Source organism: Aerosakkonema sp. BLCC-F183, assembly GCF_041929145.1.
Lineage (GTDB): Bacteria > Cyanobacteriota > Cyanobacteriia > Cyanobacteriales > Aerosakkonemataceae > Aerosakkonema.
This window is the reverse complement of record NZ_JBHFNU010000115.1, coordinates 39,283-53,787: the sequence shown is the minus strand read 5'-3', so window position 1 is coordinate 53,787 and position 14,505 is coordinate 39,283. Positions and strand designations below refer to the sequence as shown.

Sequence of the window (14,505 nt, the reverse complement as noted above, 5' to 3'; positions counted from 1 at the left end):
GTTTTATAATACTTTTGGTTGAAAAGGTGATTGTGTAAGTTGGGTATGCAGTCGCTCGACTTTGACAAATTTGGAGATATGATACATCCGGGGTGAAAGTCTTTTCAGACATTCACTAAGTTCTTCTTTTGATGGTCTGATAACTTTCAAGGCTCTAACTAACTTTGGATATATTTTTGCTTCTACCCACCTACTTTTATAGGTGAAAAGTTGATACAGCCAGTATATAAAAGCTCCCAAGCTCAGGAGGAAGAATATTATTGTTAGGTTTAGGAATATGCAGGCAAAAAGCAAAAATGTAATTGCTAGTCCTAAACTGATATAACTGTTTATACCCAAATTTTCAAATTTTGTTTCTCCTAACAAATTTTCCCCTACGTCTCGCTCCATAAGTAAGAACGGTTCTAGGATTAAATTTATACGTTCCTCTCTGGGCATAAATGCACCGCCGTCACGCTTAAGTTGCTTTTCTAATTCCAGTCGATCGGCATAATATTCTGTTATGTTTGGAAAAGTTTCTCGGAGCAAGTTAGGCAATTCATAAGTGGATGATTTGACTACTGTCTGATATTTATGCAAGTCTGTGTTTATCGCGTAGCCACATTGTTGGCAAATGCCTCTGTAGGCGACTATCTCTTTCCTTCCAATGGGGATAAAATATATATGATTCACTAGAGCCATTTGCAATAAACGGCAGTTTCTTATATCTCTGCAAATTGGACAAAAATCAGCAACATAGCCAAGATATTTAGTTAGTAAATATTTTCCCCAAATTATCATCCCAGGCCACTCCTGTATTTGGGATCGGATGAGTAAATATTGCCGCTTTGTTGCAGTTTCAAGCAGGAGCGGCAAGATTTTTATGTTCTAACATATCGATGGCGCAAACCGAGGAATCTTATAATTTTTTAATGCAGAGATACACATAAGTTTACAGAGCGGAGTGTGTCAAACAACTAGCTCTTTTTCTCCCTCTCTCCCCTTTTCCGGCTGGGTTACAATTGGCAGAACTTCGTAGATATCTTGCTCTTGTTGTTTGCCGCGAGGGATAACGCGATCGATCCAGCGCAGATGAAATAATTCTGGTTGAGTTAACTGGGCGATGGCTGCTTCGCTGACAATAATCTCACAGTGATAATGTTTGGTCAATTCTTCCAATCGCGCCGCTGTATTCACGACATCGCCTATGACGGTGGAGTCCAAGCGGGAGTCAGCACCCAAGGCACCAATCACTGCCTTACCGGAATGAATGCCGATACCAATTTTGATCGGTTGCTCTAAGTTATATCGAGCGCGATCGTCATTAAATTCATTCAAGCTTTCTTGCATCATTAACGCTGCATTTAGAGCATCTTGAGCGTGGTGTTCGGGACGATCGAAAACTACCATTAGCGCATCGCCCAAATATTTATCGATAAACCCGTTATGGGCAATGACGCAAGAGTTCATCTGCGTAAAGAAAGCATTGAGCCAATTAAAAGTTTCGCTGGCTGGCTGGAATTCTGAAATAGTTGTAAAGCCGCGAATATCGCAGAACAAAATAGTAATCTCTTCTTCTTTAGCATTACCCAACTGAATCGATTCTACGCCCCCTGGCGCAATGCGACGGAGATATTGATCGGGCACAAACAGCCGCAATTTTTCTGAAAGCGCTTGATTGATGTTCCAAGCAGCGTAGAGTTGTAGTTTGCTTTTTGCTTTTAGTTGTTCGCTAACTTGTTGCTGGATTTGTTGCGATCGCATTTGCTGAAGCCGCCAAATGCTAGCTATTTTAGTTAGCAGTAACTGACTTTTAATCGGCTTAGTTAAATAGTCATCTCCCATCAACTCCAATCCGCGCAATCTGGAGGAGTCGTCATCCAAAGCTGTCAGGAAAATTATCGGTAGCGTTTGGTACTTCGGATCTGCCCGTAATTGCTTGCAGACCTCAAAACCATTCATATCCGGCATCATGACATCTAGCAGAACGATGTCTGGAGGCGATTGCTCGATTTTTTCCAGTGCTTCGAGTCCACAAGACGCAGCTAGGGTAATGTACCCTTCTGACTGCAATAACGCTTGCAATAAGCGAATATTATTGGGCTCGTCATCCACGAGTAAAATGCGGGGCGGGCTATTTTGCATAACTCTGACTTTAAGTTGACCTCGCACGGTTTAATTGCAGACGCTTGCGCCTGAGATTGACCGGCAATTTCATTTTGTCTCAAGACTAGGTGGCTTCAGATAGCATTAGCATTAGTTGTTAGTTAGTGTTGAAAGCTAGCTCCACGTCTAATTTAGCAATCCTCCAGTCACCTTCGGTAGATGCACCCGCTTCCGTTTGACAGCTCGGTATGCTGTGTAAGATTATACCTTTATTTTTTGCCGTCAAGGTTTGTTAAAAAAATAGCAACACTTATTTAATATACATTGAAACATGAAACTGTTGCTATAACAATCAGACTTGTGGAGTATCTCCTGTTTCATACCAAAGACGGTGAGAACTGCGTGGATACTGAGCTAAGTTTGTGGCCTACTGTCCGTAATACCGCTTAATTACGTAAGTGTTTCAGGAATTATGCAGCCAGTTTGAAAAAGACTATATAGCAAAAGTCAAAAGTCACTCATTGAAATGCTTGCTGTGAATTGGTTCTGGCGTTTTAGGATGCCCTAACCGCCCTGGCGGTTGCTATACCTAGTAGGGTTAATTGATACATTTACTCTACATTCAGATATTATGCGTAGGTTTTATTTTCGTAATTTGAGTATCCTGGCAACCAATAATTGAGGAATATTATAGCTAAAATATATCAGAATGGCCAGAAAAAAAAGAAATTAATAAAAGGCGATTATCGAAAAATTATAAGTTTCAATATATGTATTAAAAATCAAAAAATGGCAAAAAATCAGTTAAGTTTGAATCGGGTGTTTTAACTTTTAACTGTTGGCTGAGAAAAGTCGCTACAATAGATTTTTCATCTAGCGTAGGACTTGTTATGACACAGGCGATCGCTCCCATTACCACCACTGACCTTGCTACACTAGCGATTGACAGGATTTCCCGTGCTGGTTGCGAGTACGGGGATGTGCGCTTGGGCACCTATCGTTCGCAGAACCTCAACGCACGCGATCGCTCTTTGGCAAACCTCTCCGATAATGTTAGTTCCGGATTTGGAGTGCGCGTACTGCTGGATGGTGCGTGGGGTTTCGCCGCCAGTCACGATCGAACTCCAGCGGAAGTGGAAAGAATAGTCGATCTGGCGATCGAAATTGCCAAAGCCAGTCGCCTGACTCAACAGACAAAAGTGCGGTTAGTACCCGTACAAGCTTACCGGGATAGCTACATTACGCCGATCGAAATCGATCCTTTTTCCATACCGATTAGCGAGAAAGCAGAACTTTTGTTGCACATCAACGATCGACTGCTTAGTTGGGGAGACGGGCGGGGACGCCCATCCCACACTATTAAAAAAGCATTTTCTTTTCTCCGATTTAGACGGGAAGAGAAAACCTTTGCTTCTACAGAAGGTTCTTTAATCCAACAAACAATTTATCGCAGCTATCCGGGATTCGGTTGCACTGCTATTGCCAACGGCGATGCCCAAAGTCGCAATTACGAACGTCCGCCTTTAAATAAAGGATACGAATATATCGATAGCCAAGATTTGCTAAACCAATTAGATCGGGTTGCAGAAGAAGCGATCGAAAAAGTCCACGCACCAAAAGGTCCATCTGGCATTAGTACAACGCTGATTCTCAAACCGACTAATGTGTGGTTAACCATTCACGAATCTGTCGGACATCCTACCGAACTAGACCGAGTTTACGGTTACGAAGCTAACTTTGCCGGCACCAGTTTTGCGACTACCGAGAAATTGGGCAAATTGCAATATGCTGCACCTTGGGTGAATTTTAAATGCGATCGCACCCAACCGGGTGGACGGAGTACAGTCGGTTACGATGATGAAGGCGTTCCCGCCCAAGATTGGTACGTTGTCAAAGATGGCATTTTAGTAGATTATCTCACCGATCGCGAAACAGCATATCGCCTCGGTCGTGGCAGCAGCAACGGTTGCGCCTTCGCCGATAGTTGGTCTAGCGTACCGATGGTGCGTATCCCCAATTTAGGATTAGAACCCGGTGCAGATGGCGGTTCTCATACTGCTAGTTTAGAACAGATGATTGCCGATACCGAAGAAGGCATTTTAATTGACGGGATTGGCAGTTTTTCGATCGACCAACAAAGACGCAATTTCCAATTCGGTGGCGATGCTTTTTGGAAAGTAGAAAAAGGCCAAGTAGTGGGAATGTTAAAAGATGTCACTTACCACTCCATGACTACTGATTTTTGGAATAGCGTCGATGCAGTTGGCCCTGCTTCCGAACGTCAACAATGCGGCACTAATATGTGTGGAAAAGGCGAACCGATGCAAGTTGCAGAAATGACCCATGCTTGCGTGCCCGTGCGCGTGCGAAATATCCACATTGGAGGTGCATCGTGAATCTGTTAAATGTCGATTTTGACGTTGACGATATAGTCGTGTTTCCCACAGAAAAACAAGGTATTCTCGCAGTCACAGTCAGCCCCCGCAGCACTAAAGCCAACGTTTACCGAAAGATCGTGCAAAGCAATCACAAACGTATGTATTCGGCAATTGTGGAGTTAGTCAAAGAATATGGGGCTGGCATGGTAGGAATGGTTGACAAAGGCAAAAAAGACACAACAGATTGTAACTATATCCCAGCCGAAGATTGCGAAAAAGCAATTAAGGAAACTTTCAGTAAGGGTACTGGCGACGTGCTTTGGTCAGCAGCAAAACCAGCGCTAGAGCAGTTTAATTGGCCTGACAAAGTTCCTGTTTTGGCACTTTCTGTTTTAGATGAAGTTCCTTCGTTTTTCTTTGTCTACGACTTTAGCGAGCGCAAAAAAGAGAAAGGCAAAGGATTCGCCGTTTCCTGACAAGTAGTGGGCATCGCCCACCACAAAACCGATCGCCAATCCTAAATCTAAAATCCTAAATCTAAAATCGACATGACTATAGCAACAGCATCAACTCTTTTGACTGAAGACCGAGCTTTATCCCTGATCGATTCAGTCATCAAAAAATCTGAAGCTGAGGGAGTTTTTGTCAGTATTAGCAATAAATCTGAATCCCTCAGTCGTTATTCCGAAAATCAAATTACTCAGAACATTAGCCGCACAGAGTTTAATCTCAGCATCACCAGTTATTTCGGCAAAAAGAGCGCGTCTAGTTCTACAACCGATTTAGATGCAGATGCGATCGCATCCACGCTTCGCCGTTCCGAAGAACTCGCCAAAATTGCGCCCGAAGATCCGGAATGGGTGCCACTTTTAGAACCCCAAAACTACGAACAGCGCACGCCAGCTTTTGATGAAGCGACTGCCAATCTTTCACCTTTAGAAAGAGGACAAATTGTCCAGCGCGTGTGTGCGTTGAGCGCAAAAGCAGGCGTTAACGGTTCCGGTACGCTGAGTACCGACGCTTATCTGAGAGCGATCGGCAATTCCAAAGGTTTGCGTGCTTGCAATAAAGGCACAGAGGCAAATTTTAGCTTTACTGCTAGGATTGATGACGGTTCGAGTTGGGGCGATCGCACTGGTTTTGCCATCAATTCTTTGCCCTTTGAAACTTTAACAGAACAGTTAATCGAACGGGCAATAAAATCGCGTCAACCTCGCGAAATAAATCCGGAAAAATATCCGGTCATCTTCGATGTACCTGCTTTTGGCTATTTACTAAGTTGGGTAATGTGGAGTTTAGATGCGAGGGCGGCGGATGAAGGGCGTTCCTTTATGTCCCGCAGCGACGAACAAGGCAAACCCGCTGGCAATCGTTTGGGCGAAGCAATGTTTAGCCCGCTAATTCAAGTGCAGCGAAATCCGGCGCATCCCCTCTTACAAAGCAGCACATTTTTTGTTGATGGTTTGAATAATAACTACTTGGAAATCATCAAAGATGGCGTTCCCAAAGCATTATCTTACAGTCGCTATTGGGCGATGCAACAAAGCAAAGAACCGACTGGTGCTATGTTTCCTTTTGTGATGTCCGGTTCCGATAAAAGTTTAGCAGATTTAGTTGCCCAAACAGAACGAGGCGTTTTGGTAAGTCGTGCTTGGTACGTACAATATGTGAACCCACGTTCGTTAGACGTGACAGGTATGACTCGCGATGGTACATTCTGGATAGAAAACGGTGAGATTGCTTATCCGATTAAAAACTTCCGCTTTAACCAGAATTTGCCGGAAATGTTGCGCGATATCGATGATATTAGTACCGCGCAACGCTATAACAATAGTGTGGTGCCAGCAGTACGGGTAAAACAATTTAATTTCAGTAGCATCACCGATAGCGTTTAAATCAAGTAGGTTGGGTTGAGGTCACGAAACCCAACCCACACACAGCAATTGTTGGGTTTCGCACTCGCTCAACCCAACCTACTATCTCAAATCTCAAATCGAATTATGACAACAGTTAATTTTCATTTTCATGCTGAATTAAATTTCTTTCTGCCTACAAATAAAAGAAACGTAAAATATAGCATTGTATTGGAAGATTCGCCATCCATCAAAGATGCGATCGAATCCCAAGGCGTCCCCCATCCTGAAGTTGCCCTAATTCTCGTCAACGACGAATCTGTAGACTTTTCTTACCTCTTGCAAGATGGCGACGAAATAAACGTTTATCCTATTTCCGAATTAATTAATAATACCTACAGTGTTTCTGTGCAACCAGAACCGTTAAGTACACCTTGTTTTGTGCTTGACGTTCACTTAGGAAAGCTAGCATCCTCGTTGCGAATGTTGGGTTTCGATACCCTGTACAGAAACGATTACGATGATGAAGAATTAGCCGAAATTTCCAGTCGCGAAAAGCGAATTATCCTCACTCGCGATACCGGATTGCTAAAGCGCAGTATCGTAACTTACGGCTATTACGTTCGCCAAACCAATCCCCACAAACAACTAATCGAAGTCATCAAACGTTTCGACCTCAAAAAAGCAGTCAATCCCTTTAAAAGATGTATCACTTGCAATGGTTTATTAGCACCAATTGCCAAAGAAACCATTCTCGAACAAATCCCGCCAAAGGTCAGGGAAAGCGTAGATGAATTTCATTCCGGCCAAGATTGCAAGCAAGTTTTCTGGAGAGGTTCTCACTATGACAAAATGCGACAATTTGTTGACGAAGTGCTTGGCTGATGCTATCAAATAATGTAATGCTGAAGCGGGATGATGGCTTTTGGGAAACGACGATCGCATTACCCGCGACAGCAAATTCCTTGCACTTTGCTTTCACTGATGGGGTAAAGTGGGATAATAACGGTGGTGGCAATTGGAACCAAACATTGTAGGTTGGGTTGAGCGATAGCGAAACCCAACAATACTAACATAGATGTTGGGTTTCGTTCCCTCAACCCAACCTACGTAATTTACTGGAACGAAACAATTGCCGTAGATTCGTGAAATTTGAAGGGTGATAACTATGCAAACTGTTGATTCGGAAAAAGTACCAACCCAGTTTTACACTTGGAAGAATTATCGCTGCGCTTACGAAGTTTATAACGAGAATAATAACGAGCGCATTTCTCTGCTGTTGATTCATCCGATCGGCGTTGGTTTATCCGGCAATTTTTGGCAAAGATTCTGTCACCAACGATCCGCCGCCGGACACCGCAATCCTATCTACAATCCCGATTTATTGGGATGCGGTGAAAGCGATATGCCGCGAGTAGCTTATCATCCGATCGATTGGGCAAAACAGTTGCAGCACTTTTTGCAGAATGTAGTACAAAAGCCAGTAATTTTAGTCGTACAAGGTGCGTTATTCCCCGTAGCAGTTGAATTAGTGAAGTTAGAAAAAGAATCTAATTTGATTCGGGGATTGATATTGTCTGGGCCACCTGCTTGGCGATTGATTAATAATAACACTCCCGATTGGAAACATAAAGTAAATTGGAATATCTTCGATTCTCCCGTTGGGAGAGGATTTTTTGAATATGCCAGAAGCCGCAAGTTTATCCGCAATTTCTCCATTCGGCAACTTTTTGCTGAAGTTGAAAAAGTCGATGACGAATGGTTGGATATGTTGACAAAAGGCGCGAAAGATGCTGCGAGTCGCCATGCCGTGTTTGCGTTTTTGGCTGGTTTTTGGAGACAGGATTATAAGGATGCGATCGCGCAAATTTCCCAACCAACTTTAGTAGTAATGGGAGAAGAGGCATCGAGTATTAGCAAAGAAGGAAAAAAAGAAACTCCAGACGAACGTTTGGCAGATTACTTAGCGTGTTTGCCAAAAGGTCGGGGGCTAAAGATGAGAGGGAGAAATGTTTTACCTTACGAAGAAACGGCGGAATTTGTGAATGCGATCGCGCCATTTATACGTGAGATTGCTTGAATCAGCCGATGCAAGAATTTTGGATTTTGGATTGGCTGCGCCTTGAAAGTTAATTAGAAGCGCGAGGTAGGAAAAGTAGGAAAAGTAGGAAAAAGTTGATTATGTTGCGATCCTCTAGTAAATATGCTAAAAATTAGCTATTTATCGACTTGTTGGCTTATTTTCGGACAATTAAGGTAATAAAAGCAAGTTCGATCGACAAAAGTGTGAGGAATCGTGAAGAAATTTTTGAGAAATACTTTACCAATTAGCCTACTGACGCTAGTCAACACATCACTCATTGCCAGCATCACCCGTGCAGAACCGACACAAGTCAGAACTCCACGAAACAATGCCATGAATCAAGTCACCAACGTTTCTCAGTTGGAGGACATTTCTCCGGGAGATTGGGCTTTTGAAGCAGTGCGAAATTTAGTCGAACGCTACGGCTGTATCGAAGGTTATCCCGATCGCACCTTCCGGGGAAACCGCGCCTTAACTCGCTACGAATTTGCCGCAGGTTTGAACTCCTGTTTGCAGCAAATAGAACAGCTGATTGCGCGTAGCGGTGACAATGTTACTCGTGAAGACTTGGAAACTTTGCAACGTTTGACCCAGGAATTTAAAGCCGAACTTGCCACCTTGCGGGGTCGAGTAGATGCTTTGGAAAATCGAATAACTTCCTTGGAAGCAAATCAGTTTTCTGCCACAACTAAATACAGCGTCGAAACAGTTATTGCTGCCGCTCAAGTTTTTGGCGAAGAAAATGCAGCCACGGGCGAAGATCTTGACGAACAAACTACCCTTGGCTACCGGATACGTCAGAGTTTTCTCACCAGTTTCAACGGCAAAGATCGATTGCGAATTCGCTTCCAAGTTGGCAATATGTTTGATGCTCGCGGTGGCAGCAACATGACCAACTTAAACACATTCGGCAGCAATTCCGGCAACGATGTGCTGCTAAATAAAGCTGAATATCGCTTCCCTATAGGCGATCGTACAATGGTTTGGATTACCGCACACAATATGAACCTGGATGATGTTGCCGATCCGCTAGCTCCTTATACCAATGACCCTGCTGTTGGCGCACTTTCAGGCTTTGGAGCTTATGCGCCTATTTACTATACCAGCTACGGTGCTGGTGTTGGCGTTTCCCACGATTTCAACAAAAAATTTAACTTTTCAGGCTATTATTCTGCCGGTAACGCTGGCAATCCCAGTCACGGTTCCGGTTTCTTCGACGGACAATTTGTAGCGGGAACCCAAATAACTTACAGACCCAGCGCTAATGCAGGCATTGGTTTAGTCTACACCCGCAGTTACTTTCCCGGAAAAGACACTGGCTTTGTTTCCGGTAGCGTCGGTAGCGCTTTAGCCGATAATCCGTTTCAAGGAAATGCAACATCAACCGATAACTTTGCAATTGTGGGGAATTGGCGGATTGCGCCTGCATTTAGCATAGAAGGTTGGGCTATGTACACCAGAGCTAATGCAGAAGGTGGAAGTCGCGATGGCGATACAGCAGATATCCGCAACTGGAAACTCAGCTTTGCTTTCCCAGATTTATTCAAAAAAGGTAACTTGGGAGTCCTGACTGTAGGGAATCCCCCGCAAGCGTACCGCGTGGAAGGTGGGCCGGAGGATGAAGAAACTGCTTGGTTTGTGGAAGCTTTCTACAAGCACCAAGTCAATGAATATATGTCGATTACTCCTGGCTTTTTCGTGATTACTAACCCAGAAAATAATCGCGATCCGCTTTGGGTTGGCGTACTCAGAGCAGGTTTCAATTTTTAGGATGGGCCAGTGCGATAGAGCAGAAAAAAAACCACAATTAACTATGAAGAATTACCACTTAAAAACTGCGTCAGATTACACTGGCGATCGCTACTTTTAGCGGTACTTTTTGAGTTTTGAATTCCCAGTACATAGAACAAGTAGATAATAACCATGCCAAAGCTAAATCTACAACGCAAAACTCTCAATTTACCCCAAATTCAACTTTCCTATTTGGAGTGGGGTCAGGGAGAACCAGTGCTGTTACTCCACGGTTTAGCCGATAACGCCTTAGTTTGGACGAGTTTGGCAGAATATTTAGCCAATTCTTACCAAAGTGTAGCCCCAGATATCCGAGGTCACGGGGAAAGCAGCAAACCAGAAAACGGCTATCGCAGTGCCGATATTATCGCAGATCTAGAAGCGCTAATGGATAAATTGGGTTGGTCTTCCTGTCACGTAGTTGCCCATTCTTGGATGGCAAAAGTGGCTTGCGTTTGGGCAAAACTGCATCCGCAACGTTTTCGCAGCTTGGTAATCATCGATCCATTTTTTATCGGCAAAATGCCCAGTTTCACAAAGTTGACTTTTCCATTTTTCTACAAAGTTTTACCATTCCTCAAATGTATGGGGCCGTTTCCCAATTACGCCGCCGCCGAAAATTTAGCGCGTCAACTCAAACAATATAAAGGTTGGAGTCCGTTACAAGAGGCGGCGTTTAAAGCGGGGATGGAGGAAAAAAAAGATGGAACTTGGGGCAGTAAATTTGTTGTCCAAGCACGAAATGAAGTGTTCGAGGATGTGATGCTGGTGGCGGGTTTAACGGAAACTTTGGAAGTAGCAACATTGTTACTATTGCCAGAACAAGGACTCAACCGCAGCGAATTCCAAATAAAGCCTTTCCGAACTTATTTGAAAAATCTTTCTATGCAAAAGATTCCCGGAAATCACTGGGCTTTTTTAGTGGAACCAGATGCTTTTAATCAAGCTGTGGCAAAGTTTTTAAATTCATTCACTTAATGACTGACAGCTTTGCTATCACCTGGCAAAGAAGGCCATCTAACTGTCAAAATCGTAGACTCCTCCTCAGCTAGCCAACAATGAGGTACACCCGGACACCAAAGTGCATAATCGCCCTGGCGAGATAATAACACTTCCGTATCCGGAAATTGCAGGCGAAATCGTCCCGAAATCAGAATGGAAAGGGTAGTTGCTTGGGCATTCATCGCCCATTCCCGTCTACCTTCTCCGGCTTTGTGAGATCCCCATTTCACCTCTAAATTAGAAGATGAACGAGGGTCATTGGCTGGGTTAATAAAATGTCCAAGAAACCAACCCCAGCGATTTTCTCCTTCAATTTGGGCATTGCCAAAGACAAGTTTAGGCTGCATTGGAACACAATGATTGCATTTGCTTATGGAGTTTGAAGATTTTGAGATTTTCCCTTAGAAAAAGTAGCGATCGCTAGCGACAATGCTACAGCAAATAGAAACGCACCCAAGAAAAAAGGTATTTCCGGTAAACGAATGACGGTGCGTGAGGAAGTAAAATAACCGAACAAGTTAGTAGCTAACAATGGGCCGATAATAGTTGCTAAAGCCGTCAGAGAAGCCAAAGCACCTTGAATTGCGCCTTGTTCTTGCGGACTTACTTGTGCAGAAATCAATCCCTGAACTGTCGGTTTAACAGTAAAATCAAAACCATTCAGTACAATAATCCAATATAACATCCATCCCGCATTGGCAGAAGCATAGAGAAGATAACCAATAATGCTGAAAGTGAGTCCGATGATAATTATCCGTCTGGAACCGAAGCGAGAAATCAGCGGTCGGATCAAACCTCCTTGGACAATTGCCGTTATTATTCCTAATAATGCCATTGACAGTCCAACTTGCACAGTTTGCCATTGAAACTTGTAGGTAGTAAATAACACCCAGGTGCTGACAAAACATTGCAAACCGACATCGGTACACAGAATAACTGCTGCCAAACCAAAGACGATCGCATTTTTTCGCAACAACCACAGAGAGCCAATTGGGTTAGCGCGAGTCCAAGAAAAAGGACGGCGATGTTCTACTGCGTGAGATTCGGATACAACTATAATTCCGTACACCATATTCACAAATGTGATAATAGCTGCAACTGCGAAGGGGAAACGCAATCCCCAAGCGCCTAACAAGCCGCCTAAAGCAGGCCCGACGACCCATCCCAAAGCGAGGAAAGCTCCTACTAAACCAAAGTTTTTCGGTCGTTCTTCGGGAGTGCTGATATCGGCAATGTAGGCAAACACAACAGCAACGCTACCACCAGTTAGACCGTTGAGAATTTGTGCGGTGAATATCCACGGTAAACTAGGAGCAAATGTTAGGCCGATATAGGTTAATCCCGTTCCCAAAAGGGAAAATAGCAGTACTGGTTTGCGACCGAAGCGATCGGATAAAGCGCCCTGAATTGGTGAGAAGATAAATAACATCAAGGCGTAAGTAGTCGTGACCGCCCCATAATAATAGGAGGCAGTGGAAACATCACCGATAAACTGAGCGATCAGTTTGGGAAGAATGGGAGCGCTAAGACCGACTCCCATTACATCTATAAACAAGGTGATTAAAACAAAAATAAGACCGGGCGGGCGCTGCAATTTCATGGTTAATTTCTCTGTAATTCAAGATATGTCGAACTGGCTTTTTTTGCTACAGAAACCGGAAAAATTGGGTGATGCTGAAAGTATCGAAAGTTGGTTTGCTCGAATAGCGTCCCAGCTTTTGAACGTTTGCTATTTGGTTGTTGGCAATGAACCTCATCGTTTGGTGGAAATAGAATTTTACTATTGTGGAGATGTACACCCAGATCCGTTTACGCATCGCGATCGCTTGCAACTGGAATTCGGACGCTGGTACTTCCACCGTACCAGAGGAATGTACCGAGGTGGCAGTTTCAAAGGTTTGGATCTGACTTTTGGAGATGGAAAAGCTTATGCTGGGGTGTTAATTCGCAGTATTAAAACGCCAGAAGGAATTCTCATAGATGGCCCTTCTCTGTGCGTGGATTACTTGTTGACAAAAGTTGGATTTAATGATGTAGCTGCTCTGGATGAGGCGATTGGCAGTAAGGTAATTTGGGATAGCGAAAGTCCTCTGTTTCTGCAAGAAAATGATGCGATCGAACAACAACAAATTTGGCGATCGGCAAGAGTCGGACTATCGCTGAAAAAAGCGAAAGCATCCGACCAAATGCCGCGATATATCATGCTTTCCTACCGCTATCTCACCGAACCGCGTAGAATTAGCAAAGGCAAACCTTACTTGGTGCTGTCTCTCTACGCACAAGGAATCGACCCTACAACTATTCAGCAACTCACCGGATCTACTAAGCAAAGCATTCAGCGTTACATCGATGATTTTGAAGCGGGAAGGCTGGAAATTGACTTTACCTCTTACTTCGGTATGGATTTGAATCCCAAACTACTGTGCAAGTTGCATGGAACTTGCCACGGAATGGGGAACAGAAACGGCTAATGTGGAACCCCACCCCCCAGCCCCCTCCCCGCTACGGGGAGGGGGTGCCGGATTCTCATCTGAAAGCGGGATTGTCGTAGCTCTGTGCATAGACTAAACTCTAAAACTGTTGATTTCCATACCAAATAACAAGTTTATGAGTAGAGTTTTGTACTACGCACAGCGATCGCCCTACGCAAGGAAAGTGCGGATCTTGCTAGCAGAGAAGAATCTGCCTTGCGAACTGAAAGCAACCGATATTGTGAATAAATCGCCGGAATTCCTGCAAGTTTCTCCGATTGGCAAGGTGCCGGTGTTGGTAGATGAAGATGGTACGACGCTGTGGGATTCTACTTTGATTGTGGAATATTTGGATGAAACTTACCCGGAGGTGAGTTTTTATCCGAGCGATCGCAAACAGCGCCTTGAGTGTCGGAAATGGGAAGATATAGGAGATACTCTGGCAGATAATGCTGTCGCTTTGTGGTACCAAAAGTTGAAAGGCGATAATGCAGATCCCAAAGATCGAGCTAAATATCAAAGTGCGATCGATCGTCTTTTACCACCTTTGGATGAAAAACTAGCCACATCTACTTACTTATTAGGTAAAACTTGGACGGCGGCAGATGTAGCGGCATTATGTGCGCTGGGTTATTACACCCTCCGCTTCGGTGAAGATTGGCAACACCAATATTTGAGATTGGGACAATGGTTTAAGAAATTGCACGATCGCGAGTCAGTCAAATCAACTGTTCCTGTGGGGTAAAACTGAGTGATATCGGAGAAACCGGGTTTCTTTCATAGGGAAACCGAAGTTTTTTTGCTCCCATCTGAAGAAACCCGGTTTCTGAACATACTATTGT

Annotated in this window: 15 protein-coding genes; 10 read left to right on the top strand and 5 right to left on the bottom strand. The window is 44.0% G+C overall.

Translation table 11 applies throughout. The annotated features are described in order from the left end of the window. Positions 1 to 3: 3 nt before the first annotated feature. Both ACE1CD_RS34075 and ACE1CD_RS34070 read right to left on the bottom strand, forming a co-directional pair. Positions 4 to 681, bottom strand: coding sequence for a hypothetical protein (locus ACE1CD_RS34075; protein ID WP_374827593.1), 678 nt, complete (start codon positions 679 to 681; stop codon positions 4 to 6). Positions 682 to 948: 267 nt separating this feature from the next. After that, positions 949 to 2,124, bottom strand: coding sequence for a response regulator (locus tag ACE1CD_RS34070; RefSeq protein WP_374797685.1), 1,176 nt, complete (start codon positions 2,122 to 2,124; stop codon positions 949 to 951). An 851-nt stretch (positions 2,125 to 2,975) separates the two neighbouring features. On the opposite strand from ACE1CD_RS34070, the gene ACE1CD_RS34065 reads away from it, so the two are divergent. The 6 genes from ACE1CD_RS34065 to ACE1CD_RS34040 all read left to right on the top strand — a co-directional run bounded on the left by ACE1CD_RS34065 (position 2,976) and on the right by ACE1CD_RS34040 (position 8,396). Next, a complete protein-coding gene (locus tag ACE1CD_RS34065) occupies positions 2,976 to 4,481 on the top strand; it encodes a TldD/PmbA family protein (protein WP_374827592.1) in 1,506 nt (501 codons plus the stop codon). Continuing rightward, positions 4,478 to 4,939: a hypothetical protein gene (locus tag ACE1CD_RS34060; RefSeq protein WP_374797681.1), complete on the top strand. Its 462-nt coding sequence runs from the start codon at positions 4,478 to 4,480 to the stop codon at positions 4,937 to 4,939. The genes ACE1CD_RS34065 and ACE1CD_RS34060 overlap by 4 nt, the downstream gene beginning before the upstream one ends. 72 nt (positions 4,940 to 5,011) lie before the next feature. Next, positions 5,012 to 6,358 carry a TldD/PmbA family protein gene (locus ACE1CD_RS34055; protein ID WP_374827590.1) on the top strand — a complete coding sequence of 449 codons (1,347 nt, stop codon included), beginning with the start codon at positions 5,012 to 5,014 and terminating at the stop codon, positions 6,356 to 6,358. A gap of 105 nt (positions 6,359 to 6,463) precedes the next feature. Further along, entirely contained in the window at positions 6,464 to 7,201 is a 738-nt protein-coding gene (locus tag ACE1CD_RS34050; RefSeq protein WP_374827589.1) for a Mut7-C RNAse domain-containing protein, read from the top strand. Continuing rightward, complete coding sequence (locus ACE1CD_RS34045; RefSeq protein WP_374797675.1) at positions 7,201 to 7,353, top strand: hypothetical protein; 153 nt, start codon at positions 7,201 to 7,203, stop codon at positions 7,351 to 7,353. The genes ACE1CD_RS34050 and ACE1CD_RS34045 overlap by 1 nt, the downstream gene beginning before the upstream one ends. A 131-nt stretch (positions 7,354 to 7,484) precedes the next feature. After that, positions 7,485 to 8,396 (top strand): alpha/beta fold hydrolase, encoded by a 912-nt coding sequence (locus ACE1CD_RS34040; RefSeq protein WP_374797673.1) that lies wholly within the window; start codon positions 7,485 to 7,487, stop codon positions 8,394 to 8,396. A gap of 137 nt (positions 8,397 to 8,533) precedes the next feature. On the opposite strand, the gene ACE1CD_RS34035 is transcribed toward ACE1CD_RS34040, so the two are convergent. After that, positions 8,534 to 8,734 (bottom strand): hypothetical protein, encoded by a 201-nt coding sequence (locus ACE1CD_RS34035; protein ID WP_374827588.1) that lies wholly within the window; start codon positions 8,732 to 8,734, stop codon positions 8,534 to 8,536. On the opposite strand from ACE1CD_RS34035, the gene ACE1CD_RS34030 reads away from it, so the two are divergent. Both ACE1CD_RS34030 and ACE1CD_RS34025 read left to right on the top strand, forming a co-directional pair. Further along, positions 8,733 to 10,169 (top strand): iron uptake porin, encoded by a 1,437-nt coding sequence (locus tag ACE1CD_RS34030; RefSeq protein WP_374827587.1) that lies wholly within the window; start codon positions 8,733 to 8,735, stop codon positions 10,167 to 10,169. The genes ACE1CD_RS34035 and ACE1CD_RS34030 overlap by 2 nt on opposite strands. Positions 10,170 to 10,322: 153 nt before the next feature. Further along, a complete protein-coding gene (locus tag ACE1CD_RS34025) occupies positions 10,323 to 11,168 on the top strand; it encodes an alpha/beta fold hydrolase (protein WP_374797667.1) in 846 nt (281 codons plus the stop codon). Here ACE1CD_RS34025 and ACE1CD_RS34020 read toward each other — a convergent pair. Together ACE1CD_RS34020 and ACE1CD_RS34015 are read right to left on the bottom strand one after the other, a co-directional pair. Then, a complete protein-coding gene (locus tag ACE1CD_RS34020; protein WP_374797665.1) occupies positions 11,165 to 11,539 on the bottom strand; it encodes a signal peptidase I in 375 nt (124 codons plus the stop codon). The two genes, ACE1CD_RS34025 and ACE1CD_RS34020, sit on opposite strands and share 4 nt — an antisense overlap. Positions 11,540 to 11,562: 23 nt before the next feature. Beyond that, positions 11,563 to 12,792, bottom strand: a complete 1,230-nt coding sequence (locus ACE1CD_RS34015) for a TCR/Tet family MFS transporter (RefSeq protein ID WP_374827586.1) — start codon at positions 12,790 to 12,792, stop codon at positions 11,563 to 11,565. Between the two features lie 25 nt (positions 12,793 to 12,817). On the opposite strand from ACE1CD_RS34015, the gene ACE1CD_RS34010 reads away from it, so the two are divergent. Together ACE1CD_RS34010 and ACE1CD_RS34005 are read left to right on the top strand one after the other, a co-directional pair. Continuing rightward, positions 12,818 to 13,663, top strand: a complete 846-nt coding sequence (locus tag ACE1CD_RS34010) for a hypothetical protein (protein WP_374827585.1) — start codon at positions 12,818 to 12,820, stop codon at positions 13,661 to 13,663. A gap of 136 nt (positions 13,664 to 13,799) precedes the next feature. Further along, positions 13,800 to 14,408, top strand: coding sequence for a glutathione S-transferase family protein (locus ACE1CD_RS34005; RefSeq protein ID WP_374797659.1), 609 nt, complete (start codon positions 13,800 to 13,802; stop codon positions 14,406 to 14,408). Positions 14,409 to 14,505: the final 97 nt, after the last annotated feature.

Excerpts from the sequence above, each read along its gene's own strand:
- ACE1CD_RS34065 (WP_374827592.1), top strand. The coding sequence starts at position 2,976 with ATGACACAGGCGATCGCTCCCATTACCACCACTGACCTTGCTACACTA.
- ACE1CD_RS34005 (WP_374797659.1), top strand. The coding sequence starts at position 13,800 with ATGAGTAGAGTTTTGTACTACGCACAGCGATCGCCCTACGCAAGGAAA.
- ACE1CD_RS34070 (WP_374797685.1), bottom strand. The coding sequence starts at position 2,124 with ATGCAAAATAGCCCGCCCCGCATTTTACTCGTGGATGACGAGCCCAAT.
- ACE1CD_RS34035 (WP_374827588.1), bottom strand. The coding sequence starts at position 8,734 with ATGGCATTGTTTCGTGGAGTTCTGACTTGTGTCGGTTCTGCACGGGTG.
- ACE1CD_RS34025 (WP_374797667.1), top strand. The coding sequence starts at position 10,323 with ATGCCAAAGCTAAATCTACAACGCAAAACTCTCAATTTACCCCAAATT.
- ACE1CD_RS34010 (WP_374827585.1), top strand. The coding sequence starts at position 12,818 with ATGTCGAACTGGCTTTTTTTGCTACAGAAACCGGAAAAATTGGGTGAT.
- ACE1CD_RS34040 (WP_374797673.1), top strand. The coding sequence starts at position 7,485 with ATGCAAACTGTTGATTCGGAAAAAGTACCAACCCAGTTTTACACTTGG.
- ACE1CD_RS34030 (WP_374827587.1), top strand. The coding sequence starts at position 8,733 with ATGAATCAAGTCACCAACGTTTCTCAGTTGGAGGACATTTCTCCGGGA.
- ACE1CD_RS34050 (WP_374827589.1), top strand. The coding sequence starts at position 6,464 with ATGACAACAGTTAATTTTCATTTTCATGCTGAATTAAATTTCTTTCTG.
- ACE1CD_RS34055 (WP_374827590.1), top strand. The coding sequence starts at position 5,012 with ATGACTATAGCAACAGCATCAACTCTTTTGACTGAAGACCGAGCTTTA.
- ACE1CD_RS34015 (WP_374827586.1), bottom strand. The coding sequence starts at position 12,792 with ATGAAATTGCAGCGCCCGCCCGGTCTTATTTTTGTTTTAATCACCTTG.
- ACE1CD_RS34020 (WP_374797665.1), bottom strand. The coding sequence starts at position 11,539 with ATGCAGCCTAAACTTGTCTTTGGCAATGCCCAAATTGAAGGAGAAAAT.
- ACE1CD_RS34075 (WP_374827593.1), bottom strand. The coding sequence starts at position 681 with ATGGCTCTAGTGAATCATATATATTTTATCCCCATTGGAAGGAAAGAG.
- ACE1CD_RS34045 (WP_374797675.1), top strand. The coding sequence starts at position 7,201 with ATGCTATCAAATAATGTAATGCTGAAGCGGGATGATGGCTTTTGGGAA.